Below are 26003 nucleotides of genomic sequence, written 5' to 3' on the forward strand. Positions count from 1 at the left end.
ATTACCATTTGGTAATACGATGATCACCCCGGACTGGCGCCGGGAATGCCTCATGTCCATTGCCTCCGACAAGCTCGTGCACAACGTGGTCTCGCGGCTGCGCCTCAAGCACCTGCCATTGCTGCTTGCGCTGGAACGCCAGCGCTCCGTTTCGCGCGTGGCGGCAGAGCTGAACCTGTCGCAGCCGGCCGTCACCAAGGCGCTGCGCGAGATCGAAGACATCTTCATGGTGCCGCTGTTTGCGCGTACGCGCCGGGGCCTGGAGCCTACGCCGACCGGCATTGCCGTGCTCGCCCATGCCCGTCTCACCCTGGCCGACGCCGAGGCGCTGGGGCGCGAGCTGGCTGTGATCGACGCCGGGCTGTCAGGCCGCTTGCGCGTTGGTGTCATTCCCTTCATTGCCCGTGGGGTGCTGGATGCTGTCTGCACCTACGGCCTGCGGCAGACACCGCGGGTGTCCGTGCTGGTGCGGGAGGGAACGACCGACGAGCTGGTGGCGGCGCTGCGCGAACACGAACTCGACTGCGTGATCGCGCGCACCTTCTACGCACCGGGTGCCGATATCGCGCAGCGTGCCTTATATCGCGAGGAGCCAGTGCTGGTAGTGCCGTCCGCCGCCGCAGACCGGCTGGCACGCGGCGCCCTGGACTGGGCGCGCCTGGCGGAGCGGGACTGGATCCTGCCGCCGCCCAACACGCCGATCCGACGCACCATCAATACGATCTTTGCCGTGGCGGGCGTCGCGCAGCCGACGCCGGTCATCGAGACCTATTCCATCAAGACCATGGCAACACTGATGCACAAGAATCCAGGCACCATCACGATCGTGCCGAAGGCCGTGGCGGCGGAGCTGGTCGATGCCAAAGGGGCGGTTGTCCTGCCGCACGCGTTGAGCTGGGATCTGCCTCCCGTGGGCGTGATGTGGCGGCGGCAGACGGAGGAGGACGAGATGATCGGCGCGCTGGTGGCGCACCTCGCGGCGCTGGCGTAGCCGGCATGCCGGCCGGCGAGGAAACGCCAGCCGGCAAGGGTAGGGAAGGGAGGATCAGTAGCCGTAGGCCACCGGTGCCGGGTAGTAGCCGCCCTGCTGCGGACCGCAGGGTACATAGGCGCGGTCATAGTCCCGGTAGCAATAGCCAGGAGGAACGGCCGGCGCGGCATAGCTGACGGGCGCCGGCGCGTAGGCAACGGGCGGGGGCGCCGCGACAACGGGCCCGGACGCCACCACGGCGCCCAGCGCCAGTCCGACCAGGGCTCCTACGGCTAGCGCCACGCCGGCTTGCGATCCGCCATCGTGATAACGGCCGTGCGCTGACGCCGGGCCGGCCGCCACCAGGGCGGCACACAGGGCGGTGGCAGTAACGATACGGATGATGGGGCGCATGTCCGACTCCTGGATGCGATGTTTGTGAGAGGAATAATGGAACACAAACCGCTTGTCAGGTGTTTCGGCGCGGGGCTGGACTTGTTAGGGTTGTAACGGCTGCTTCCAGAAGGCAGGCCGGAGGGAGCCGGGCACGGTCCCTTTGATTTCGCGATGGGCCCTGTGAGCAGCGTAGCCTGCTCCTAGTTATCGCCCATCGGATCGTATGGCAATACCTGCTCGAGCTCGTACGGCTTGTTGCGTGCCGCTGCATTCCCGGGAATCCGCTATCGGGTTGTCCCGGTTTTGCACGTAGTCTAGACTACACTGCACCGATTCAAGGGCCGGTCATCCCCTGTTGGCGAGCCGCTTGCAGCCCGTGGCCGGCGGCGCCGTGCACCCTGTGGTTGCCCTCGTCGCAGTCCGTGCATCATGCCCCGTTCCGAGAAGGAGGCAATCGATGTGGTCCACGTCCACTTCCGGGAAGGCGCTGCCTTGTGGGGGACCCGATATCCCGACGCGCGCCGGGCTGTTGCCGGTCTGATGGCGAGGCGTGCCATGCCGATCGCGGTTTCGTAACGCTGCCAGCCTCGCCACATGTCTGCCTGGAACCGGCCGAAGGGAATACTGCTGATCGGGGCGCTTTTCCTCGGTGGCTGCGCACGATTGGGGCCGGACTTCCAGAAGCAGCGCGAACCCTGGGTGGAGCACTGGAGCAGCCCCGCGCTCGAACAGGCCAGCGAGCAAGGCCTGAAGCCCGACATCCGCGAATGGTGGCGGGTCTTTGCCGACCCGACTCTCGAACGCCTGATCGCCGAAGCCGATGCGCACAATGCCGGCCTGAAGATTGCCGGCCTGCGCGTGATGGAGGCCCGTGCCCAGCTGGGCATTGCGCAGAGCGGGCGCTACCCGCAACTGCAGCAGGCCAGCGCCGACGTCCTGTACACGGATAGCCGGCAGGCCGGCGGCCGCAACCCGCAAAACAGCCGCTTCTGGCAATACAGCGCAGGCTTCGACATTGGCTGGGAGCTGGATTTCTGGGGACGCTTCAGCCGCGCCATCGAGTCTGCCGATGCCGCCTATTTTGCCGCCCAGGCCAATCATGACGATGTGCTGGTGCTGCTGCGGGCGCAGATGGCACAGACCTACTTCGCCCTGCGCACTGCCGAGGCCCGGCTGCGCATCGCCCGCGAGAACGCCGCGCTGCAAAAGCGCAGCTTTGAAATTACCGAGCGGCTGTTCAAGAGCGGCGAGACAGACGAGCTCGACCTGCAACAAGCCAAGACGCAGTATCTGGGCACCCTGAGCAGCATTCCCGATTTTGAAAGCCAGATCATGAGCACGCGCAATGCCCTGGCGATCCTGATGGGCCGCCCTCCCGGCCCGATGCCCGAGCTGCCGGACCTGGCGGAGAAGGAAGGGGTCATTCCCCTGATCGATCGCGCGGTGCTGCAAGACGTGCCCGCCAGCCTGCTGCTGCGCCGTCCGGATATCCGTGCCGCCGAACTGCAGATTGCCGCGCAATCGGCCCTCATCGGCGTGGCAGAAGCCGATCTCTATCCGTCGCTGACCCTGCTGGGCAGCATCGTGTGGTCCGCCAGCACGCTGGCCGGCACGCCCAACAGCCTGGCCCTGGTCGGCGGCCCCAGCCTGCGCTGGAACATATTCGACTATGGGAAGATCAGGAACAGCGTGCGCGTACAGGATGCCCGCCTGCAGCAACTGATCGTCGCCTACCAGGACGCCGTGCGACAGGCCGCGCGCGAGGCCGACGATGCCGCCAGCGCCCTGATCAAGGCGCTGGAGCGCGAGGAAATCCTGCGCGACGGGGCGCTGGCCGCCAAACGGTCGCTGACGCTGGCCAACGCGCTGTACCGCGAAGGCTACTCGGACTTCCAGCGCGTACTGGATGCCCAGCGCGCGCTGGCTGCCCAGCAGGACGCCTACCTGCTCAATCGGAGCAGTGCCGTGAGCGATCTGATTGCCTTGTACAAGGCCCTCGGCGGCGGCTGGTACAGCGAGCGGCCGCTGGTGGACCCGGCCACCCGCGAACAGATGCAGCAACGCACCGACTGGGGGAAGCTGCTGAACGAGCCTGGCCCTCCGCCCGCCGGTGCCGGCCTTCCCGTGGAACATAGGTAGATCTCCTTAAGTGAGTGCCGATGAGCGACGCCCCGCAGCCACCCCAGCCGTCCCAGCCACCAGCAGCCCCTACGCCAGGCGCACCCGCACCCGCACCCGCACCCGCACCCGCACCCGCACCCGCACCCGCCGCCGACCCGGCAAAGAAGGGGATCAGGTGGGTACTCCTGCTGATCGTCATCAGCCTGGTCTGGTACCTCCTGGCCGACCGGCTGACCCCCTACACGCAGCAGGCACGGGTGCAAGCCTTTGTCGTGCCGGTGGCTTCGGAAGTGGCCGGGCGAGTGACCCGGGTGCATGTGCGCAACAATCAGGACGTCGCGGCAGGAACCATCCTGTTCGAGGTCGATCCGCAGCTCTACCAGATCGCCGTTGACCGCGCACGCGCCGATCTCGAGTCGACGCGCCGGCAGATCGGTGCCAGCACCGCCGGCATCGAGTCGGCGCAGGCATCCTTGCGTGCGGCCCGCGCCAACGAGCTCAAGGCACGCCAGGACAGCGAACGCCTCGAACGGCTGTACGGCGAAGACCCGGGCACCATTTCACTGCGCCGCCTCGAGGTGGCCCGCGCCACCCTCGAGCAGGCCGTCAGCCAGGTCGCCGCGGCCAGGGCAGAGGTACAGCGCGCGCGCGAACAGCAAGGGGGCAGCGAAGAAGACAACGCCAAGCTGCGCAGCGCCGCTACGGCACTGGAAAAGGCCGAGCTGGATCTTGCCAATACCCGGGTGCGTGCGCGCTCGGCAGGCCTGGTCACCGACCTGCGCACCGATGCCGGCCAGTTTGCCGCCGCCGGCAACCCGGTCATGACGCTGATCACGATCCACGATATATGGATCAATGCGGAAATGACAGAGAACAACCTGGGCCACGTCGAGCCAGGCACACCGGTTGCCATCGTGCTGGACGCACTGCCTGGCAGGATCTTCGAAGGGCGCGTGCGCAGCGTCGGCTACGGCGTCAATACCGGCCCCAGCACGCCGCCCGGCAGCCTGCCGACGGTGCAGAACAGCCGTGACTGGCTGCGTCCGGCCCAACGCTTCCCGGTGATCGTTGAGTTCGCGCCGGGCGAGCTGGCCACGCTGCGCGGCATTCGAGTGGGCGGGCAGGCCGAAGTCATGGCGTTCCCGCTGCAGGGCAACCCACTCAATCCGCTCGGCCGCGTATTCCTGTACCTGATGAGCTGGCTCTCCTATGTCTACTGACGGCACGGCACCCCTGTCCGCCGCGCGCTCCCCCCGCGCGCAGCGTGCGCTGCGCCTGGCCAGCGGCACCGCACTGTGCCTGGCAGCCAGCTTCGGCCTGCAGTTGCCGATCCCCATGGTCGCGCCGGTACTCGCCGTGTTCCTGCTTGCCGGCGTCAACCGGCCGATGTCGCTCAAGGCCGGGCTGGGCCTGGCGCTGGTCGTGATGCTGACCACCGGCAGTGGGCTGCTGCTGATTCCATTGCTGCGCCACTACGCCTTGAGCGGGTTGCTGCTGATCGGCCTGGGCCTGTTCCTGGCCTTCCGCCTTGGCCTGCGCGGCGGCAACAACCTGGTTTCCACCTTCCTGGTGGTCGGCCTGACCATGATCTCGGCTGCCGGCACCTTCGATTTCGGACTGGCGGTCACGGTCATCGAGGCGCTGGTCAAGGGGCTATTGGTCGCCGTGGCAGTGCTGGCCATCGGCCATTGGCTGTTTCCCGAACCCGCCGGCACGCCGGCACCGCCCGCCGCCCCGGTCTTGCCGGTTGACCAGGCCGCCTGGATTGCGCTGCGCGCTACCCTGGTGGTGATGCCGGCCTACCTGCTGGCGCTCAACGATCCGGCCTCGTACATGCCGATCATCATGAAAGCGGTCGGCCTCGGCCGGCAGAGCTGCACCACCACGGCTCGCAACGCCGGCCGCGAACTCATCGGCTCGACGTTGCTCGGCGGCGTGCTGGCCATCCTGTTCTGGTGCGCACTCAGCCTGTTCGTGCACCTGTGGATGTTCTTCCTGTGGATGCTTCTGTTCGGCCTGCTGGTTGCGCGCAAACTCTATGGTCTCAGCCAGACGGGGCAGCCGCCGGGCTTCTGGCTGAACACGCTGGTGACCCTGATCATCCTGCTGGGCCAGTCGGTGCAGGACAGCGCCGCCGGCAAGGATGTCTATACCGCCTTCGCCGTGCGCATGGGCCTGTTTATCGGCGTCACGCTGTATGCGTGGCTGATGCTCCAGCTTCTTGACCAACCCCGCCGCGCGCGCCGGCACAACCGCTGAACAGGTCAATCGTGCTGCTCAATCTGCTGACCGCTCTTCCCGTGATGTTGCTCTGCCTGCTGCTGCAGGCCATCTTTGTGGCGATCGGCCTGCGCTACTACGTGCGCTTCGGGCATGCCCGCGAGGGCCGAGACTCTCTGTGGCTGGATATCCTGCTGCTGGCGGTGGTGATGCTGCTGATGTTGATCGGCAATTTCGTGCAGATGGCCATCTGGGCAGTCCTGTTCATGCTGCTCGGCGAATTCGGCAATTACGCCACCGCGCTGTATCACTCGGGTGTCAACTTCGCCACGCTGGGCTATGGCGATATCGTGATGTCCGCACGTTGGCGCCTGCTGGGGCCGCTGGAGGCGGCCAACGGGATCCTGATGTTTGGCGTCTCCACCTCGGTGATGACCGCTGCGGTACTGGATGTGATCAAGTACAGCATGGCCCGGCTGCAGCGGAGCGAACGGGGATAGGCCAGGGTGGCCACCGCAGCGGTGCTTCGCGGCGTGCCGTCACAGGCGACGCCCCCACTCGGTGCAGCTATTGCGATAAGTTTTCTTATCGCAATAGCTGTATCTGTACGCTAAACTTGCGGGCATGAAAACCCGCCTCACCCTGAGTGCCCCGGAACCGACCCCGCCACCCGGGTTTCCCGACGCCGCCTCGCTCGCGGCGCTGCGCGCCTGGCATGCCGGGCTGGCGACCCGCGAGGCCGTTGCCAGGTACCTGGGCGAGGAGCGGGCGCGGGGCCAGTCGTCGCGCGGCATCCTCGGGCGCATCCGCCGCCAGCTTGCGGCGTATGCCCGATACCGCCAGCGCGAGGACCTGGCCGCGCTGTTTGAGATTTCCGCGGCCGAACGCGCGAAAAAGGGCAGGGCAGCAGACCAGGCCATCGAATTATTGCGTGCGCTGCCGGCGCCGATGCCGGCGATCAGCGACGACATCGGGCTGTGGCTGGCGCCGCGGGCGGTGGCCGCGCTGCGGGCACATGGCATCGACACGCTGGCGGCACTGACGGTGCGCGTGCCGCGCCGGCGCCGCTGGTGGGCCGCGATTCCCGGCCTGGGCGTCGCCGGTGCGCGGCAGATCGAGGCCTTCTTCGCCCGGCATCCGCAACTCACCGAACGCGCCCGTGCACTGATTGCGCAGACGCCGCGCGGAATCGTTGTCCCGTGGGAAGAGCTGCGCCTGCCGCACGAGGTAGACGGCTCGCAAGGCCAGTTTCGCGCGCCACGCGCAACCTGCACCCTCAACGCGGACAACGACTACGCCGCCATCCAGGCCTGGCTGGCCCTGCACGAATCGCCGGCCACCCAGCGGACCTATCGCAAAGAGGCCGAGCGGTTGATCCTGTGGGCCATCGTCGAGCGCGAGCGGCCTTTGTCGTCGCTCACCACGGAGGATGCGACGGCCTACCGCAGCTTCCTGCGGCGGCCAGTGCCGCGGGAACGTTGGGTAGGGCCAGCAAGACCCCGTACCTCGCCCGACTGGCGTCCGTTCACCGGCAGCCTCTCGGCGCGCTCCACCGCCCATGCCTTGTCCATTCTGGGGGCGATGTTCCGCTGGCTGATCCAGCAACGCTATGTGCTGGCCAATCCGTTCGCCGGCATCAAGGTGCGGGGAGGAGGGCGGCCGGCGGCGCTGGACAGCTCGCACGCATTCACCGAAGGCGAATGGCTGCTGATCCGCACCATTGCCGACGGCCTGGAATGGTCCTATGGCTGGGACGGCCCGGCGGCACAGCGGCTGCGCTTTGTGCTGGACTTCGGCTACGCCACCGGACTGCGTGCCAGCGAACTGGTCGGCGCAACGCTCGGCGATATCGAGACCGACGGGCAGGGCGACCACTGGCTCGGGCTGGTGGGCAAAGGCAGCCGCGCCGGACGGGTCGCGCTGCCTCCGCTGGCCCGAACGGCGCTCGACCGTTATCTGGTCGAGCGCGGACTACCGGTGACACCGGCTCGATGGAATCCCCGGACGCAGCTTATTGGCGGGCTGGGCAAGGAAACCGGCAGCGGCATCACGAGCACGCGCTTGTGGCATGTGGTGAAGCGATTTTTCTCGCAGACGGCCGAGCTGATCGCCAACGATCATCCGGCAGCGGCGGAGAAGCTGCAACGTGCTAGCCCGCACTGGATGCGGCATACGCATGCGACACATGCGCTCGCACGCGGTGCGGAATTGACAACGGTCCGGGACAATCTGCGGCATGCGTCTATCTCGACGACCTCGATCTACCTGCACGGCGACGAGGTGAAACGGGCACGGCAGATCGGTGCGGCGTTCGCCGCCCCGTAAAGCCGACGTAGTAGCTCCTGGGGGCTGTCGGCAAATCCATCCTTATATCGAATAAGCCTGATTTCTTGTTTTGATATAACTTGAATCGCCAGCCTTCCTTGTGCTGAGGGCAAGCATCAGGCCCTGAGATGGCTGGGCCAGTAGCTTCGTTTCATTCTTCAGGCGCAACGGCGCTAGTCTCTCGACATAGAAGCCCACGGCCTTGGGGCACGGGTCGCATGACACGGCTTGGCACCAACTAATGATTGGCGAAATCTCGCCAGTGACGATATGCTGAACAACAAGCGCACCGTCAGCGGGATGCGGGAGTCCTGTCATTGCTACTGACGTTCGGAAATTGGATGACGAGCGCCTGAACAACGGTCAACGCTCTCACCGGTTCTCGCCGAGGGCTGCCTCATGAATGACTTCACCAGGGAATCGCTGCAATTCCCGCTGAATCTGATTCCGGCGCACATCTGGTACGCGGATCCGTCTGTTGCCCTCACGTTCCTGAATGAACGAAGCGCGGATTACCTGGGCCTTGCGAAGGACCATCCTCTTCGGTTCGGCATCGAGACAGGCACGGCGTGGGAGTCCCATCTCGCGTTTCTCCATCCAGACGATCACGAGGCAGCACGCAACGCCTGGTCAGAGTGCGTCAGATCGGGATCCGCAGGTGAAGTGACTTTTCGGGTGCGCAACGCTGAAGGCGGGTATCGCTGGTTCCTCAGTCGCGCAGAGCCTCGCCGGGCGAATGATGGAACGCTATGTGGCTGGATTGGAATCAACCTCGATATTGAAGAGCGACAGCGGGCCGAGTTCTACCTGGCGGAAGGCCAGCGCCTTGCGCACATCGGCAGCTGGGCCTTCAACGCTGCCGGTTTTGAATACTGGTCTGCCGGGTTGTTTCAGATCCACGGGCTTGAGCCGGGCGGCAAGGCACCAAATACGCCGGAGTATCTTGCGCTCGTGCACCCTGACGATCGAGATTTCGTGGCGCATGCAATGCAGAAGATGCTGGCGGACGGCCGTGGCTTCGATTTCACGAAACGGATTGTGCGGCCAGACGGAGCCATTCGGCATATCCGTTGCGTCGGCAGGCCGGCGACCGACGGCGGGACGTTCCGGGGGTTCGTCGGAACCGGGATGGATGTAACGGAGCAAGAGGAACTCACGCAGGCGCTGCGCAAGAGCGAGGAGGAACTCCGGCAGATTGTCGATCTCGCGCCGCAGCACGTAGGCGTACTGGGCCCGAACGGCGAGCGCCTCTACGCCAACCGCACAGCGCTCGCCTATCTCGGCACCCGTCTGGACGACTGGGTGCGTGCATCCACTGGATCTCACGTTCATCCTGACGATCGCGAGCGGCTAATAGCGTTTGCAAGTCGTTTGTCGGTCGGTTCCGTCCCTGAGCTGGAATTGCGCCTGCGCAAGAACGACGGAAGCTATCGCTGGTTTCTGGCTCGTTATAACCCGGTCTGCGACGAGCATGGACGGCTGCTCCGCTGGTATGTTGCATGTACGGATATCGAGGAGCGCAAGCGAGCCGAGGAGAGACTGCAACAGGAAAACGTGGCGCTTCGCGAGGAAATCGACAAAGCCTCCATCTTCGAAGAGATTGTCGGTACATCGCCCGCACTCACGGTTGTGCTTGCGCGAGTTTCCAAGGTCGCAGCCAGCGATTCGACGGTACTGATCACTGGCGAGACCGGGACCGGCAAGGAGCTCGTCGCCCGTGCGATTCACCGGCGGTCGCGCCGCGCGTCGAAGGCATTCGTCGCTGTCAACTGCGCCGCGATTCCTCGCGAGCTGATTGCCTCGGAACTGTTTGGGCATGAGAAGGGGGCCTTCACAGGTGCCACCCAGCGGCGACTCGGTCGCTTCGAACTCGCCGACGGCGGAACGATCTTCCTGGATGAGGTCGGCGAACTGATGCCCGACACGCAGATCGCGTTGCTGAGGGTGCTGCAGGAACGCGAGTTTGAGCGCGTTGGGGGAACGGAGACTATCCGCGTCGACGTTCGCCTGATCGCGGCCACCAATCGTGACCTGAGCGAAGCCGTGGCCGACGGAAGCTTCCGCCGCGACCTCTTCTATCGTCTGAACGTTTTCCCTGTTGAGATGCCGCCGCTGCGGGAGCGGATACAGGACATTCCCCTGCTGGCGGAGTATTTCATCGATCACTACGCGCGCAAGGCGGGCAAAGCATTCAAGCGCGTTAACAAGCGGACACTGAATCGCCTGCAATCCTATCCGTGGCCGGGAAACGTGCGCGAACTGCAAAACGTCATCGAGCGGTCAGTGATTGTGTGTGACGCCGAAGAATTCACGATCGACGACAGCTGGCTGCCGACACGACCACCGGTCGACAGCCGGCTCGCCCTGTCCAGCACGCTCGCTGCACATGAGAAGGCGATTATCGAGGACGCGCTGCGCGCCTGTGACGGCCGGGTCTACGGACCATCCGGGGCGGCGACACGGCTCGGCATTCCGCGCTCGACGCTCGAATCGAAGATCCGCGCGCTGGGAATCGACAAGTGCCGCTTTCGGCAGCCGCGGGCGCACAGTTAAGCAGTGCGTTGTTGTACAGGAGTTCGCCATTGGCGAAATATCGCCAAGGCAAAACCTTAAAAATCCTTGTAAATTCAATACATTGCCGTTGGCTCAGTAATTGCGTCAGACATCCCAGACCCTGGTGCAGCAGCGCGGCAGGGGCGGAGCCGACGATCACGAGGCATCGATTTGTTCACTTGCGCCCCTCGTCCCGACCACTGCCGCGCCAGAACGAATCAAATAAGGAAGCCCATTCATGGCCTTCACGAAGCTTCGGGGCATAGATGAATACTTCGACGGCAAATCAGACACGGCTTGTCATTGTCGGCGCGAGTGGCATGGTTGGCGGGCATGCCCTTCGCTACGCTCTCGAGGATCTTGCCGTCGGGAGTGTAACGGCGATCGGACGCAGGAAGCTCGGCATCTCGGACCCCAAGCTGAAAGAGGTCCTGCATCAGGACTTCTCGGACTGCTCCGCACTCGCTGAAGTGCTTTCGGATCAGGACGCTGCCGTTTTCTGCCTGGGCGCGTACACCGGGGCGGTGTCGGACCCGGAGCTCCGCGCGATCACCGTGGACTACACGGTCGAGTTCGCGCGAGTTCTCCGCGGCAGCAGCCCCGAGGCCGCGTTCGCCTTCCTGAGCGGCAGTGGCGCGGACTTGACCGGGCAAAGTCGGATGGCCTTTGCACGCTATAAGGGAGAGGCCGAGAAAGCGCTGCTCGCGGCCGGGTTCCCTCGCCTTTATATCTTCCGGCCGGCGTATATCTACCCCGTGGAGCCGCGGAAGGAGCCGAATTTCAGCTACCGCGTTTTGCGCTGGATTTATCCAGTGTTTCGGTTGCTATTCCCGAACCAGGTGATTCAGGCCGACGACCTGGCTCGCGCCATGGTCGATGTCGCCGTCGAGGGAACGGGCAAGACGCCCGGTATGATTTTCGAGAACAGTGACATCAGAGCCATGGCTGCCTCGCCCGGTATCCCACAGGGCGATACAGTGAACGGGCACGTATGAGCATCGTTCCGATGCGTTTACTCAACGCCGGCAAGCGCGGAGGCGGACCATGATCGAGCTGACAGTCAATGGGAAAATGCGGCGGCTGGACGTTGTCCCCGACATGCCCCTGCTCTGGGTGTTGCGGGACGAGTTGGGCATCACGGGGCCGAAATACGGCTGCGGCATCGCACAATGCGGCGCCTGCACGGTGCATATCGATGGCCAGGCGGTGCGATCCTGCCAGTTGCGCATCGGGGACCTCGGAAAGCGGCGGGTGACCACGATCGAAGGGCTCGGCGCGAAGTCTCTGCACGCCGTGCAACGGGCCTGGATCGAACATCAGGTGCCGCAGTGCGGTTACTGCCAGACCGGACAGATCATGCAGGCCGCTGCGCTGCTGTCGGCCAATCCGAAGCCGTCGGACGACGATATCAACGCAGCCATGTCTGGCAACCTGTGCCGCTGCGGTACCTATGAGCGTATCCGCACCGCGATCCATGCGGCCGCCACGAAGCTTTCGGAGAAGTGAGATGGACGAGATCGTCAGCAAGCCCGGTCGCCGCTCCTTCCTGATCGGCTCGGCTGCCGTCGCTGGCGGCGTCGTGTTCGGGCCCTATGTCTTCGCCAAGGGTGCCGCCAGTGCGCCGAAGGCCGGAGCGACGCCGGTCTCGATCAGTCCGTGGGTCAGGATCGGCCCCGACAAGATCACCCTGATCACGCCGCACACCGATGTCGGCCAGGGCGCTGTCGCGAGCCAGGCCATTCTGATCGCGGAGGAAATGGATCTCGACCCTGGTCAGTTCGAGACCGACTTCGGCCCGACCGACAAGGCCTACTACAACACCGCGCTGGCGGATGAGCTGGTACCGTTCCTCAGCATTGACCACAGCCCGGAAGCCGAGGCAGCGCGCGCGGGCGCGAGAAAGATGCTCAAGGACGGCGGCATGCAGCTGACTGGCGGCTCGAGCACCATTCCGGACAGCTACACCAAGCTGCGCGAGGCCGGCGCGATTGCGCGCGAGACCTTGAAGGCCGCCGCGGCCAGGCGCACCGGCATTTCCGTCGACAAGTTGCGTACCGCGTCCGCGGCGGTGATCCTGCCCAACGGCAAGAAGATTCGCTATGTCGATCTCGCTGCCGAGGCAGCCAAAGTAACGCCGGTGCAGAGCGTCAGTCTGCGCGATCCATCGCAGTGGCGCCTGCTCGGCAAGCCTGTGCAGCGGCTGGATATCGCCTCGAAAACCACCGGCCAACTCAGGTTCGGCATCGACCAGTCTGTGCCGGGCATGGTCTTCGCCACAGTCAAGATGAATCCGCACAAGGGTGCGCCGTTGCAGTCGTTCGACGCGAGCAAGGCCGAGCGCATGCCGGGGGTGAAGAAGATCCTGCCGATCACCAACGGATTTGCCGTCGTCGCGACCAATACCTGGTACGCAATGCAGGCAGCGGATGCGGTCGAGTGCAAGTGGGCCGCGGCCACCGACTATCCGCCCGAGCAGGCCCAGCACTGGGCTGCCGTCGCTGCCGCATTCGCGCCGGACAACGTCGACAAGGTCTGGCGCAACGAGGGCGACGTGAAAGGCGCGTTGCAGGGCGCCAGGGTGGTCGAGGCCGAGTATCGCGCACCGTATGTCGCGCATCAGCCGCTCGAACCGCTGAACGCGATCGCCATCGTTCGCGACGACGGCATCGAGCTCTGGACCAGTCACCAGATGCCTGACGCGGTGCAGGGCATCGCCGCCTCCATCACCGGGCACAAGCCGGAGCAGGTCGTGCTGCACAACCAATGGGCCGGCGGCAGCTTTGGTCATCGCCTGGAGTTCGAGAACATCCGCGCAGTCGTGCAGATCGCCGACAAAATGCGCGGCACGCCGGTCAAGCTGGTGTTTTCGCGCGAGGAGGATTTCCTGCAAGACTTCCCGCGCCATATCGGCATGGCGCGCAACCGCGGCGTGGTCAAGGATGGCAAGATCGTCGCGGTGGATTTTCATGTCGCCACCAGTTCGGCCGTGGGGTCGCAGTTCAGCCGCATGGGAATGAAGGCGGCTGGGGCGGACGGTCAGATTCCGCTTGGGACCGGCAACCTCCAGTACAACATCCCGAACTTCAGAATGACGGGCTACCAGGTCAAGGGCACCTCGCCGTGCTCGTCGTGGCGCTCGGTTGGCGCTTCCACTGGCGGCTTCTTTGGCGATTCTTTTATTGATGAACTGCTGCACGCCGCCGGGGTCGATCCCCTCAAGGGACGAATCGACCTGTGCAAGAATGAACTGCACCGCATGGTACTGGATGCCGTCGGCGAAATGTCCGGCTGGAACGGCCCGCGGCCGGGCAACGGCCGCGGGCGAGGCGTGGCGTTCACGGAATCCTTTGGCGTTCCTGTAGCCGAGGTGGTCGAGGTTTCCGTGACGAACAGCGGCGCCATTCGTATCGAAAAAGTGTGGGTGGCCGCCGCAGTTGGCAAAGTCATTGATCCCGTCAACTTTGAAAATCTGGTGCAGGGTGGTGTCGTCTGGGCGCTGGGCCACGCCATGAATTGCGAACTGACCTACGCGAACGGCATGGTGCAGCAGCGCAATTTCAATCAGCATGAGGGCATGCGCATGTTCCAGTGCCCCAGGATAGAAGTGCGCGGAATCGAAACCGGCCCGATACGGGGGGTCGGCGAGCCGCCTGTGCCCCCAGCCGCGCCGGCGCTGGCCAATGCGATTTTCGCAGCCACTGGCAAGCGCCTGCGCGAAATGCCGTTCAACAAGTTCGTCGAATTCGTTTGAGGGGCAAACGTGAAACGCATTCTGTTGAGATGCCTGGTCGCCGCCGCCGTGGCCATTGCCGCCCCGTTCGCGATCTCGGCCACCGACCACCAGGAGACCGCCAGCGACATGCCGCCTCTGGGCAGCGTCAGCAAGGACGATGGCCTGAAGGCATGGCAGCGCATCCAGGCCGTCGTCACCCATCCGCGCTGTGCCAATTGCCACGTTGGCGCGGACAATGTTCCGAGGTGGAATGTTGTCGGGGAGAGCAAGACCCGACTGCACGGTATGAACATCAATGCCGGTTTCGGCCGCGCGGGTATCCCGGGACAAGCGTGCACAACTTGCCATGTGACTTCGACCGCGCCGAACGATGTACCGCATGCGCCACCACATGTCGGCATTGCCTGGCAATTAGCCCCTGTGCAATTCCAATGGTTCGGCAAGAGCGGCGCGGAGATCTGTCAGCAGTTGCGCGACCCCAGGCGCAATGGTGGTCGGGACGCAGCGGGGTTGGCAGAGCATCTGCGTCACGATGCCGTTATGCATGGCTTTATCCCCTGGAGCTGGAACCCGGGCGGGGGGCGCAGCACACCGCCTGGCACATTCGAGTCGCATGTGAAGGATATGGCGATGTGGGGTGCCGCGGGTCAGCCCTGTCCTGATTGAGATCAGCTGACAGAACACACTTGGCGCGTAAAGTACAAATTAGGGCGGCACAGGTCAAGTTCCCACGGGTGGCTTGCGATTGAATAAGGGCTGGAGATTGCGCACGGTTCGCGCTGCGCACACCCAGCCCTCAACTCAATCGGAGACGCATTCCATGAACACAAAAGCTACCCAAGCCCTCAACGATGTTTCCGCGATCGACACGGTCCATATCGGTGGAAACGCCACGCCGTGGATTCCCTTCGCCCCTATCAACGACAAAATTCTACTCAAATACTTCAAAATCAACCCTGTGACGGGCGAAGTGGTATTGCTCATGAAGGCCGCCAAAGGGGAGGGCGCGCATATTCATCGCCATACCGGCACGGTGATGGTCTACACACTCAGCGGTCGATGGAAATACGACCAGCACGACTGGATCGCGCAAGCCGGCGATTTCGTTTTTGAGCCGTCGGAGTCGTCGCACTCGTTCACCAATCTCTCCGACGACGACAATGGCATGGCGCTCGTGGTGTCGACCGGTGAGCTCCACTTCCTCGACGAAAACGGCAACGTCACGTTCGTCGAGACGTGGCGGACGGCCTTGAGCCGCTACCAGGACTACTGCAAAGCCAATGCGTTGCCCGAGATCGACCTGATCGGCTGCCAGGGCGGCCGCTAAGCGACGGCAACGGACGTGAGCCAGGCATCTGGCTCACGGAGGTCACGCAAACGGTCCGACCCATTTGATCTACGATACGCACCGCCCCCGCCACTCATGCCTTCTCATCCCCTAAACGACAATCGGCCGATCGCACGCATCATGGTGGCCGGTACCGGCGTGCTGGGCGCGCAGATCGCCTTTCAGTGCGCGTTTTCCGGTATCGACGTCGTAGCCTACGACATCAATGCCGCCTGCCTGGATCGCGCGAACGGCCGCTTCGATGCGCTAGGGCGCGTCTACGCTGCCGATTTGGGTGCCCCTCGCGAGCAGATCGAAGCCACGCTGGCACGCATCGAGGGCAATAGCGACCTCGCTTCGGCCGTTGCCGACATGGACCTCGTCATCGAAGCCATCCCCGAGGATCTGGCAATCAAGCAGTCTTTCTACCGTTCACTGTCGGCTGTAGCGCCGGCCGGCACCATCTTTGCGAGCAACTCGTCGACGCTGGTGCCAAGCCAGTTTGCCATGTTCACGGACCGGCCCGAGCGCGTGCTGAGCCTGCATTTCGCGCACGAAGTGTGGAAGCACAACATCGTCGAAATCATGGGCCATCCGGGCACCGACCCCGCCGTATTCGCGCGCATGGTGCAGTTCGCACACCGCATTGGCATGGTGCCTTTACCGCTGCGCAAGGAGCAGCCCGGCTACCTGCTGAATACCATGCTCGTCCCGATGCTGATCGCCGCGCTGGGTCTGCTGGTCAACGAGGTTGCCGACGTGCAGACGATCGACAAGGCGTGGATGATTGCGAAGGCGGATCGGATTGGCCCGTTCGGCATTCTCGACGGAATCGGCATGACGACCGTCTATAACGTCACGCGCGCGCTTGCGGAACGTACGGGCGATTCAACGCATCGGCGCATTGCGGAATACGTGAAAGCGCATTTCATCGATACCGGGTATATCGGCGAGTCAGTGGGGCGCGGCTTCTATCAATATCCCGATCCGGAGTTCCTGAATCCCACGTTCGTCGCCACCTGAAACCCAAGGCAGGCTATTGCTACCTGGTTGGACGTCCGGGGTCATCCTCGTGACGCATCGCTCGAAACTGCCGGGGCGTGACGCCCTGCAGTCGCTTGAACGCACGGCTGAACGCGCTTTGCTGCGAATAACCAAGCAGTTCAGAGATCTCGGCGAGACGCAGGTTTGACTGCTGCACATACTTCAGGGCGAGATCTTCACGAACCTGCTCCCGCAGTTCATCGAACGTCGTGCGGGCCTCAGCGAGGCGGCGCTGCAAGGACCGCGGGGACGTGGCGAGCGCTCGCGCTATGGCGTTGAGCGAACTGTCAGTGAACGGCAAAAGTGCGCGAATCATCGTTTGCGTGCGTACCGTCCATAGCGCCTCCAACTGCGCCCTTTCGCGCCGCAAGTGTGCTTCGAGCACACGATGCGCGTGACGGCGAAGTTGCGTTACCGGACGCGTCACCGTACCGCGATCGAGGACAATCGCATTTCTGTCCTGATCGAAGCTGAGGGATGGTCCGAACGTGCGCCTGTGCATTGTGCAGTCCGCAGGCGCCGAATGACGGAATTGCACAACGGCCGGCTGCCAGGCGGTACCACAGATGGTACGCAAGTACTGCATGCCGTTGGCGAGACCCAGTTCAACTGCCTGAACTTCTCCGGGACCGGAAGCGTTCTCAATGTCGTAAGTCAAGACCATCCCCTGTTCGTCCCGCACTGCACGTACAGAAGACATCGACGTATGCAGCACGTAGAACTCGGCTAGCGTATCCATTGCCTCCCCGAGGGTACGCGCGCCATGCATCATCACAAGGATCGGGCCCAGGACCGCCAGGCCCTGATATTCGGCGAGTCTTAGTCCAAAATTCCGGCATTGCGTAACTTCGGCAGCCAGCGAAAGAAATCGAAGCACTTGCGCACCCCGGATCGGCACGTCGGCGGAACGGAGCGCAAGCTCCGGCAGCTCGGCTCCGGTCGCAACCAACTCGGGTTGGACGCCGAGTACCTCGAGCAGAGGAGCTGCTCCGCTCAACACAACACTGGGTAGGTATCCTTGCATTCTATGTACTTCACTGCGGGACGTGGAGGGCGTAGTCAGGCGCGAGGCATCTGCGCCGCCTTGGACAGTACACGGACGGGCATCGGTTCATCGCGGCCTCGCAGGCGTGCGGCAAGCTGCGGCAAGCCTGCGGCCGAAACGCCGGCATGCTGGAAGACCTCTTCCGAGACGATCGCCTCGCACGCGATCTCTTTGGTCAACTGTTCAAGTCTCGAAGCCACGTTCAACGGGTCGCCAATCGCTGTGAACGTGACATGCTCGCGAAAACCGATCTCACCCATTACCGCCCGGCCGCAATGCAAGCCAATGCCAAACCGGATTTGCGTTTGCAGCTGCTGTTCGAGCGCGGCGTTGAGGGCGTCTATATTGGCTGCGACCAGTGGCACCGCGCTGAGCGCCTGACGACATGCAGCGGACGGCTCGCTGCTTAAGCCAAAGATCGCCAGCACTGCGTCCCCAATGAACTGGTTTGGCAGGCCGCCAGCCTTGACTACCGCGGCGCTGACCGCACTCAGGAAGCGACTGACGACGAACAGGCTGTCGAACGGCAACTGTGCCGCCGCAAGCTTTGTGGAATCCCGCATATCCACGAACATGAACGCCGCGAATCGCTCTTGAGGCATGACGTCCCGCTGGCGCCTCTGCAAGAAGGCCGAGGATGCTGCCGGCGGCACCAGGGGCCATACGGAAAGATCATGGGTCGGCCGCAACTGGCAGGCGAGTCGAACTGTCTGTGAGTCAACGCCCAGCCGTTCCAGAACGCGCCGCTCCGCTTCGGACGGCGCGGGCAGCGGCACATCGCTGAGCACGCGCACCCGGCACAACGAGCATCGGGCGCGGCCACCGCAACTGCTGGCATGGGGAATGCCGGCCATGCGGCTAGCCTCGAGTACCGAAAATCCGAGCGGCGGGAATACCTTTCGCCCGTCCGGATACAGAACACGGAGCCGCCCGACCCGGCGCTCGCGCACCGTGCGCACCAGCCGCGCTGCGAACACAAGCAGCAACGCACCGCCATCGAAGAGCAGAAAGTCGTTGCGCAGCTGGGCGAGCCAGAGATTTTGCAGTCCCGTTCCAATGACCGCCGGCCGGGTCGCCTCGGCACGCCAGACGGGATCCTGCGCGAGCGCGATCACTTCCCGTCCGCCCTGCAAGAAGCCTAGCAGCGCGAGCACCGGGAGGAGCACGGCGGCACTCAGCAGCACGCTCCGCCACGCCCCGAACCATGGCTTCAACCGCAACCAGAACCAGATGCCATAGCACCCATGCAGCCAGGCGACCACCAACAGCATCAGCTGCACGCGCCCGAAGAACGGTGAGTCGATCCAGAACGAGTACAGCAACTGCGCATAGCCCTTGTTCAGGCCGAACTCGGCAAGTGCGACCCGCGTGTTCACAACATGGTTGGCTAGCAGCGGCGGTATGCACAAGCCAAGGGCGAGTTGCGCCACCTCACCGGGAGTCCAATTCAGCGAGCGCCGTTCATACAGCGCCCACAGACCCAGAAAGAAATGCGTCGCCAGCGCACTGTACAGCACGGCCGTTCCCAGCCATCCCTGCCAGATGAACTTCTGCACAAGCAGATCACGCTCCAGCCATGCGAGCGAGATATTCCCCAGCGAGTGGTTCAGGAGGTGCGTGCCTACGTAGGTGAAGAGCACCAGTCCAGTCGTCAGCCGCACCGATCGCACCCCCGCCGGCAGCAACCTCTGAAGATAGGGAAAGTGCGACATGCTCGGTTCTCCTTGGCCTCGACGGGACGCAGCCGATTCGTATCTTATCTTCGCTGGCGTCGAAAGGGCTGGCGCCAGAGAGGTGCAAGGCACGTCCGCCGGGCGTTGAGGAAGCGGTCGTTCGGGAGGAGGGCGAGCATGTGGCGCATGAGCCAGCCGAACATTCCCGAGAACTGGTCGCGCGCACTTGCAGGACTGCGCAGACGCCAGGTTTATTCCAGCTCACGAGGCTTGGCGAGGATGTAGCGTGGCCGAGCGTCAAGCTACTGTACAGCTGGGTGCGTCGCTGCTTCCTCATATCGCTGATAGCACGGACGCCTCCAGCCGCCGCCGCGCGATGCTTACGGTGGAATAAAACGGATGCCGCAAGAGTCTTGCTCGTGAACCCAGTCGCGAGGCCCGTCGGATAGTCCGGCGATCTGCCTCCCGAACCTAAGTCGCGAGGGCAATATGTCATCAGATCTTCCATCCGATCCGTCGCGCCGCGGCGCGTTGAAATGTCTCGCTTTCGGTGGTGCGGGCACCGTCTTTGTCTTGTCCGGCGGCATTCTGGCGCCGCTGGAACTGGCCCGTGCCGTCTCGGGGAAGGGGCTGTCGGATGCCACGGGCATCCCCCTTTTCCTGCAGATCAGCGACACGCATATTGGCTTCAACAAGGAGGCCAATCCCGACGTCGCGGGCACGCTCAAGCAGACCATTGACCTCGTCAACGCCATGCCGGTCAAGCCTGCGTTGACGATTCACACGGGCGACATAACGCATCTCTCCAAGGCGGAAGAGTTCGACCACGCGGCCCAGTTGATGTCGGGGCTGAATATCACCGAGTTGCATACCGTGCCTGGCGAGCATGATGTCACCGATGGACCCGGGACGGAATACTTCAGGCGCTTTGGTCAAGCCTCCGACAATAAGGGCTACTACAGCTTCGACCACAGTGGCGTCCACTTTATCGGCCTGGTCAACGTGATGCATTTCAAGCCGAACGGTCTGGGGGGCCTGGGCGACGACCAGCTCGCGTGGCTGAAAGCCGACCTGAAGGGCCGCTCGGCCAGTACGCCGATCGTCGTCTTCGCCCACATGCCAATGTGGACGATCTACCAGCCGTGGGGGTGGGGCACCGGCGACGCCGGCGAGGCGATGAGCTATCTGACGCGCTTCGGTTCGGTCACAGTCCTGAACGGCCATATCCACCAGATCGTGTCGAAGGTGGAAGGCAATATCACCTTCCACACGGCGCGCTCGACGGCCTATCCCCAACCGACGGCAGGCAATGGACCGGGCCCGATGCCGCTGACGGTACCGAGCGACCAGCTTCCCAGGATGCTTGGTGTAACCGGCATCAGGATCGTGCGCCACCCGCTCGCAGCGACCCTCGCCGACACGACGCTCGCCTGAGTTTCCAAACACTGCTCACCAACCAGGATCCGAATCATGCTAACGAATACCCTCCGTCGCGCCTTCGTCGTTCCCCTCGGGGTCGGCCTACTCATAGCGGCGTCGCTTTCCGGGCTCTCCGTCGCGCAAGCGCAGGAGGCCAATGTTGTCGTTGTGAAGAATTTCATGTTCTCGCCAATGTCACTCACAATTAAAGCTGGCTCGACCGTGACCTGGAAGAATCTCGACGGCGAACCGCACACGATTGTCAACGATGCCGGCCTGTTCCGCTCCAGCGCGCTCGATCAGAACGACACCTACAAGTTCAGGTTCGATAAGCCGGGTGTCTACAAGATCTTCTGTGGCATACACCCGAATATGAAGGCGACAATCACCGTCCAGTAGGTGCAAGCGCGTCCTGGATGGCTGAAAACGGAAGATGGCGCAAGGGTGAGGGCGGCTAGCGGCGGTCGCCGACCACAATGGCGCGCGTAAAGTCCTCAATGTTGTTAAGTAGGGCGTCGAGCGCCTGCCCGGCGCCATCGACGTCGCCGCGCAATGGCGGCGTAGGCAGCGTGGGGCAGGCCCCGACCTCGAGGCGCGTTCTTGTCAGTCTCGCGCGCAGGCTGAAATTTCCCCCGCCGGGCGCCCCCGATCAAACAGAGTCGAACTGCGCCGTCGGGATGCACCGTATGTGACGGCCCTCTGTGAGTCGCCTTGGCGGTGGCCGGCAGATTCCCGGGCGAGCTCAGAAATACACCGCGTGCCGTTACAACAATTCCCATGGTGAGTGCTGTTGCGCAACTCTTTCGCAGAGCATCGCAACTTCCTTATCCACCGCATAAAGAAATAGCAACTCATTCTCCGAGCAATTACGCGTCCTCTGCCAGATCTTCGATTTCACTAACGGATCCTTGTCAGCATCATTTGGTATGGCGTCGGCTTCGTAAATGAATGTTCGAATATCTCTAGAGAGAACCCTTGCTTTTGCTGTTGCATGCTGGCCACCAAACACATAAGCGGCGAACTTTATCTTTCCAAGAAAACTCACTTACAACCACCTTTGGCTACCGAGCATGGAGGGCAATTGGCGCCGGTAGCAGACACACAATTACCAAGATCGAATTCCCACCAGATCGCATTAAGTGCTTGACGCGGGTACCAAGACCGTTGTTCTGATCGCTCCAAGAGCGCTATCGCAAGCGCAAAGGCTTCCGCGAGCTGCTGGCGGCTTCGCTACGCCGAGGCACATTGAGGGGCACTCCCCCTGGTGGAGGTGAGACTCGTCCTGACCCGCGGCGTGCGTCTCGTAACCAGTCGATCCCTTGGACCCAATATACGGTCTTCGCTGCTTACTTGATTTGCATTGCACGCAGTCGACTTTGCATTTGATGCCGTGTGGATGTTGCGCCCCCACGGCACTGTCTCGTCAGCCACGAGTCTCCGTCGCGCAGTATCCGCCACGCCGCGCCGTTATCTGGCCGCCATCTCTCCAAGACGAGTGCTGAATCGGTTGCCATGAATTGCCCCGGCGGGACGTTCATCTGGCCCGCGGTCACGTCGAGGTCCGCAGTGCAATAACCAAGCCCGTTTTGACTGACTTGAACGGTTCATAGTGCCAGGTTCTTGATGATAGCTGGCGGGGCGAAGGACGGCTATTACATGAATCTCGAAAGCCAATCCCTACAGGATTCCAAGAAGGAGTCGATTTCCGCAATCGACCGGTTCGTCAATACTTGGATCAACGATGTCTCCGCGTTCGCGGCCATCGTTCAGCTTTTGGCCAGCTCCTGTGAGCATACCGGGCATTACGTTCTAACGATTCTCGCACTGCAGCCAATCACAGGAACGCCTCGCAGATGGTCGCGATGCGCAAAGGCCAATGAGTATCCAACCAGGCATAAATTAAGGAATGTGTCATGCTAGACCTCGACGAAGACCAACGCGCAACCCGCAGCGCACAAGGTAACCTGCAGCGCTCCGCTGCAGAAGACCCACTGCAACAAAAGACAGAGATGATCGACGGGTTTCATCTCGTCATCGATGCACTGAAGCTGAACGGTATCGAGAACATTTACGGCTTGCCCGGCATCCCGGTTACCGACTTGGCGCGTCTCGCGCAGGCCGAAGGCATGCGCGTCATCAGCTTTCGTCATGAGCAGAACGCAGGCAACGCAGCCGCGATTTCCGGCTTTATCAGCAAGAAGCCTGGAATTTGCTTGACCGTGTCCGCCCCTGGCTTCCTGAACGGCCTCACGGCGTTGGCCAACGCGACCACGAACTGCTTTCCGATGATCCTAATCAGCGGCTCGAGCGAGCGCGAGATCGTCGACTTGCAGCAGGGCGATTACGAAGAGATGGATCAGCTCGCCATCGCCAGGCCGCACGCAAAGGCCGCCTTCCGCGTGCTGCACGCTGAAGACATCGGCGTCGGCGTCGCGCGGGCTATTCGCGCTGCCGTATCGGGCCGTCCCGGTGGCGTCTACCTCGACCTGCCGGCGAAGCTGCTGGCGCAGGCAATCGACGCCGAAAAGGGCCGCAAGTCGTTGATCAAGGTGGTCGATCCGGCGCCGCGTCAGCTGCCCGCTCCCGAATCGGTCAAGCGTGCTGTCGACCTGCTGAAAAGCGCAAAGCGTCCGCTGATCCTGCTCGGCAAGGGTGCGGCGTACGCGCAAGCCGACGCCCAGATTCATGAGCTCGTCGAAAAGACCGGCATTCCCTATCTGCCGATGTCGATGGCCAAGGGTCTCTTGCCCGACACTCATCCGCAATCGGCGTCGGCCGCGCGTTCGTTCGTGCTGGCGGAGTCCGACGTTGTGATGCTCGTAGGCGCGCGCCTGAACTGGCTGCTCGCGCACGGCAAGGGCAAGACCTGGGGCAAGCCGAAGCAGTTCATCCAGATCGACATCGCACCGACGGAAATCGACAGCAATGTCGCTGTTGCTGCGCCTGTCATTGGTGATATCGGTTCGTGCGTCTCGGCGATGCTCGGCGAGCTCGGCTCGAGCTTCCCGAAGCCCAGCGCCGAATGGCTGGATGCCGTGGGCGAGCGCAAGGACAAGAACCTGGCGAAGATGGCAGAGACGCTCGCCAAGGATCCGACACCAATGAGCTTCCACAGCGCGCTTCGCGTGCTGAAGGATGTTATCGAGGCGAATCCGGGCATCTCGCTCGTGAACGAAGGTGCCAACACGCTTGATTTTGCACGTGCGGTCATCGACATGTACGAGCCGCGCAAGCGCCTAGACGTCGGCACGTGGGGCGTCATGGGCGTCGGGATGGGCTATGCCGTGGGCGCGGCGATCGTGACCGGCAAGCCGGTGCTCGCGGTCTGCGGCGACAGCGCGTTCGGCTTTTCCGGTATGGAGATCGAAACGATCTGCCGTTATGACCTGCCGGTTTGCACGGTCGTCTTCAACAACAACGGCGTGTATCACGGCACGGATGTGAATCCATCCGGAACCAGGGATGTAGCCCCGACCGTGTTCGTCAAGAATGCGCGCTACGACAAGCTGATCGAGGCGTTCGGTGGCATCGGCTACCACGCCACGACGACGGCTGAGCTCAAAAAGGCGGTGAACGAAGCGCTCAGGCTCGGCAAGCCAGCCCTCATCAACGCCGTCATCGATGAATCCGCCGGCACTGAAAGCGGCCGCTTGACGAACCTCAATCCGCACAGCTCGGCGAAACAGGACTAAATCCCCTGATCACCCCCCTTATATTCTCCGGAGAACGAAAGTGAAACTCCCACTGAAAGAAATCAAGATCATCGACTTCACGCATGTTCAGGCGGGCCCCGCCTGCACGCAACTGCTCGCCTGGTTCGGCGCCGACGTGATCAAGGTCGAGCGTCCCGGCTCGGGAGACGTGACGCGCAATCAGCTGCGCGATATCCCCGAGGCCGACGCGCTTTACTTCACCATGCTCAATAGCAACAAGCGTTCGCTGACGCTCGACACGAAGACAGCGGAAGGCAAGGAAGTCCTCGAGAAGCTGATCCGCGAATCGGACGTGCTCGTCGAGAACTTCGGTCCTGGCGCGCTCGACCGGATGGGCTTCTCGTGGGAGCGTATCAACGAGCTCAATCCGAAGATGATCGTGGCCTCGGTGAAGGGCTTTTCCGAAGGCCATCACTACTCGGATCTGAAGGTCTACGAGAACGTCGCGCAGTGCGCGGGCGGCGCCGCTTCGACAACGGGTTTCTGGGACGGTCCGCCGACGGTGAGCGCGGCCGCGCTCGGCGACAGCAATACCGGCATGCACCTCGCGATTGGCATCCTGACGGCGCTGATCGGACGCGACAAGACGGGCAAGGGGCAGAAGGTGGCCGTATCGATGCAAGACGCGGTGCTGAACCTGTGCCGAGTCAAGCTGCGCGACCAGCAGCGTCTCGAACGCGTCGGCTACCTCGAGGAGTATCCGCAGTATCCGCACGGCACATTCACCGATGTCGTGCCACGTGGCGGCAACGCGGGCGGCGGCGGGCAGCCGGGCTGGGTGCTCAAGTGCAAGGGATGGGAAACCGATCCGAACGCATATATCTACTTCACCATTCAGGGGCAAGCGTGGGAGCCGATCTGCCGCGCGCTCGGGCGGCCCGAATGGATCAACGATCCGGACTACAAGACGGCCCAGGCGCGTCAGCCCCATATCTTCGACATCTTTGCGAAGATCGAGGAGTGGCTCGCCGACAAGACGAAGTATGAGGCCGTCGATATTCTGCGCAAATTCGACATCCCGTGCGCTCCAGTGCTCAGCATGAAGGAGCTCGCCTACGACGAGTCGATGCGCAAGACGGGCTCGGTCGTCGAAGTGGACCACCCGGTGCGCGGCAAGTACCTGACGGTCGGCAGCCCGATCAAGTTCTCGGACATGAAGCCCGAGATTACGGGGTCGCCGCTCCTTGGTGAGCATACGGACGAGGTGCTTGCGCAGCTCGGCTACACGAAGGAGCAAATCGCCAGGATGCATGAGGCCAAAGCCGTTTGACTGCGATACGCGTACCGGTACCGCTGCCGTATCAGCGGGTTGTCGACGACGCGGCGTCCGAGAGCGAGGCCGCGTCGCTTGCCGCCGCGCGGCGCGTTGCGACGGTGCTCGCCGGCGTCGCCGACGCTTCGGCCTGATCGTTTGCGGCGCTTTCGCTGGCGATCTTCGCCATTCAGGTAGCAGTACAGAGCAAT

The 26003-nt window shown here is 63.2% G+C and carries 22 protein-coding genes; 17 read left to right on the forward strand and 5 right to left on the reverse strand.

From position 1 onward, the window contains the following. Nucleotides 1-52: 52 nt before the first annotated feature. Nucleotides 53-991, forward strand: a complete 939-nt coding sequence (locus RM96_RS03450) for a LysR family transcriptional regulator (protein ID WP_039007727.1) — start codon at nucleotides 53-55, stop codon at nucleotides 989-991. A 54-nt stretch (nucleotides 992-1045) separates the two neighbouring features. Here RM96_RS03450 and RM96_RS03455 read toward each other — a convergent pair whose 3' ends face one another. Then, complete coding sequence (locus RM96_RS03455) at nucleotides 1046-1384, reverse strand: hypothetical protein (protein ID WP_039007729.1); 339 nt, start codon at nucleotides 1382-1384, stop codon at nucleotides 1046-1048. 576 nt (nucleotides 1385-1960) lie between these two features. Between RM96_RS03455 and RM96_RS03460 the strand changes: the two genes are divergently transcribed. The 12 genes from RM96_RS03460 (at nucleotide 1961) to RM96_RS03525 (ending at nucleotide 16668) form a co-directional block, all read left to right on the forward strand. After that, nucleotides 1961-3505, forward strand: coding sequence for an efflux transporter outer membrane subunit (locus RM96_RS03460; protein WP_039007730.1), 1545 nt, complete (start codon nucleotides 1961-1963; stop codon nucleotides 3503-3505). Nucleotides 3506-3525: 20 nt separating this feature from the next. Next, a complete protein-coding gene (locus RM96_RS03465) occupies nucleotides 3526-4707 on the forward strand; it encodes an HlyD family secretion protein (protein ID WP_039007737.1) in 1182 nt (393 codons plus the stop codon). After that, nucleotides 4697-5746, forward strand: coding sequence for a DUF2955 domain-containing protein (locus RM96_RS03470; RefSeq protein ID WP_039007740.1), 1050 nt, complete (start codon nucleotides 4697-4699; stop codon nucleotides 5744-5746). The genes RM96_RS03465 and RM96_RS03470 overlap by 11 nt, the downstream gene beginning before the upstream one ends. 11 nt (nucleotides 5747-5757) lie before the next feature. Continuing rightward, on the forward strand, nucleotides 5758-6207 hold the full coding sequence (locus RM96_RS03475) for an ion channel (protein ID WP_039007742.1): 450 nt from the start codon (nucleotides 5758-5760) through the stop codon (nucleotides 6205-6207). Nucleotides 6208-6331: 124 nt separating this feature from the next. Next, entirely contained in the window at nucleotides 6332-8032 is a 1701-nt protein-coding gene (locus tag RM96_RS03480; protein ID WP_052279295.1) for a site-specific integrase, read from the forward strand. 399 nt (nucleotides 8033-8431) lie between these two features. Next, nucleotides 8432-10585 (forward strand): sigma 54-interacting transcriptional regulator, encoded by a 2154-nt coding sequence (locus RM96_RS03495; protein ID WP_082016405.1) that lies wholly within the window; start codon nucleotides 8432-8434, stop codon nucleotides 10583-10585. 266 nt (nucleotides 10586-10851) lie between these two features. Next, nucleotides 10852-11580, forward strand: a complete 729-nt coding sequence (locus RM96_RS03500; RefSeq protein WP_052279297.1) for an NAD-dependent epimerase/dehydratase family protein — start codon at nucleotides 10852-10854, stop codon at nucleotides 11578-11580. A gap of 49 nt (nucleotides 11581-11629) precedes the next feature. After that, nucleotides 11630-12091, forward strand: a complete 462-nt coding sequence (locus RM96_RS03505) for a (2Fe-2S)-binding protein (protein ID WP_193752381.1) — start codon at nucleotides 11630-11632, stop codon at nucleotides 12089-12091. 1 nt (nucleotide 12092) lies between these two features. Then, complete coding sequence (locus tag RM96_RS03510; RefSeq protein ID WP_039007748.1) at nucleotides 12093-14336, forward strand: xanthine dehydrogenase family protein molybdopterin-binding subunit; 2244 nt, start codon at nucleotides 12093-12095, stop codon at nucleotides 14334-14336. Between the two features lie 9 nt (nucleotides 14337-14345). Continuing rightward, nucleotides 14346-14984, forward strand: a complete 639-nt coding sequence (locus RM96_RS03515) for a hypothetical protein (protein ID WP_052279298.1) — start codon at nucleotides 14346-14348, stop codon at nucleotides 14982-14984. A gap of 154 nt (nucleotides 14985-15138) precedes the next feature. Continuing rightward, nucleotides 15139-15645 carry a 2,4'-dihydroxyacetophenone dioxygenase family protein gene (locus RM96_RS03520; protein ID WP_052279299.1) on the forward strand — a complete coding sequence of 169 codons (507 nt, stop codon included), beginning with the start codon at nucleotides 15139-15141 and terminating at the stop codon, nucleotides 15643-15645. A 96-nt stretch (nucleotides 15646-15741) separates the two neighbouring features. Further along, complete coding sequence (locus tag RM96_RS03525; RefSeq protein ID WP_052279300.1) at nucleotides 15742-16668, forward strand: 3-hydroxyacyl-CoA dehydrogenase; 927 nt, start codon at nucleotides 15742-15744, stop codon at nucleotides 16666-16668. Nucleotides 16669-16687: 19 nt separating this feature from the next. Here RM96_RS03525 and RM96_RS03530 read toward each other — a convergent pair whose 3' ends face one another. Both RM96_RS03530 and RM96_RS03535 read right to left on the reverse strand, forming a co-directional pair. After that, a complete protein-coding gene (locus tag RM96_RS03530) occupies nucleotides 16688-17713 on the reverse strand; it encodes an AraC family transcriptional regulator (RefSeq protein ID WP_039007751.1) in 1026 nt (341 codons plus the stop codon). 35 nt (nucleotides 17714-17748) lie between these two features. Beyond that, complete coding sequence (locus tag RM96_RS03535) at nucleotides 17749-19446, reverse strand: adenylate/guanylate cyclase domain-containing protein (RefSeq protein WP_063925966.1); 1698 nt, start codon at nucleotides 19444-19446, stop codon at nucleotides 17749-17751. A 450-nt stretch (nucleotides 19447-19896) separates the two neighbouring features. On the opposite strand from RM96_RS03535, the gene RM96_RS03540 reads away from it, so the two are divergent. After that, nucleotides 19897-20841, forward strand: a complete 945-nt coding sequence (locus RM96_RS03540; RefSeq protein WP_039007754.1) for a metallophosphoesterase family protein — start codon at nucleotides 19897-19899, stop codon at nucleotides 20839-20841. A gap of 36 nt (nucleotides 20842-20877) precedes the next feature. Further along, nucleotides 20878-21225: a cupredoxin domain-containing protein gene (locus RM96_RS03545; RefSeq protein ID WP_039007756.1), complete on the forward strand. Its 348-nt coding sequence runs from the start codon at nucleotides 20878-20880 to the stop codon at nucleotides 21223-21225. A 364-nt stretch (nucleotides 21226-21589) separates the two neighbouring features. Here RM96_RS03545 and RM96_RS38410 read toward each other — a convergent pair whose 3' ends face one another. Then, on the reverse strand, nucleotides 21590-21871 hold the full coding sequence (locus RM96_RS38410; RefSeq protein ID WP_152624030.1) for a hypothetical protein: 282 nt from the start codon (nucleotides 21869-21871) through the stop codon (nucleotides 21590-21592). An 868-nt stretch (nucleotides 21872-22739) separates the two neighbouring features. Between RM96_RS38410 and oxc the strand changes: the two genes are divergently transcribed. Together oxc and frc are read left to right on the forward strand one after the other, a co-directional pair. Then, nucleotides 22740-24518: an oxalyl-CoA decarboxylase gene (gene oxc, locus RM96_RS03550; RefSeq protein ID WP_052279301.1), complete on the forward strand. Its 1779-nt coding sequence runs from the start codon at nucleotides 22740-22742 to the stop codon at nucleotides 24516-24518. A gap of 40 nt (nucleotides 24519-24558) precedes the next feature. Beyond that, nucleotides 24559-25809 (forward strand): formyl-CoA transferase, encoded by a 1251-nt coding sequence (frc, locus tag RM96_RS03555; RefSeq protein WP_039007758.1) that lies wholly within the window; start codon nucleotides 24559-24561, stop codon nucleotides 25807-25809. A gap of 31 nt (nucleotides 25810-25840) precedes the next feature. On the opposite strand, the gene RM96_RS39240 is transcribed toward frc, so the two are convergent. Further along, nucleotides 25841-25981 (reverse strand): hypothetical protein, encoded by a 141-nt coding sequence (locus RM96_RS39240; protein ID WP_193752382.1) that lies wholly within the window; start codon nucleotides 25979-25981, stop codon nucleotides 25841-25843. Nucleotides 25982-26003: the final 22 nt, after the last annotated feature.

Source organism: Cupriavidus sp. IDO (assembly GCF_000812465.1).
Lineage (GTDB): Bacteria > Pseudomonadota > Gammaproteobacteria > Burkholderiales > Burkholderiaceae > Cupriavidus.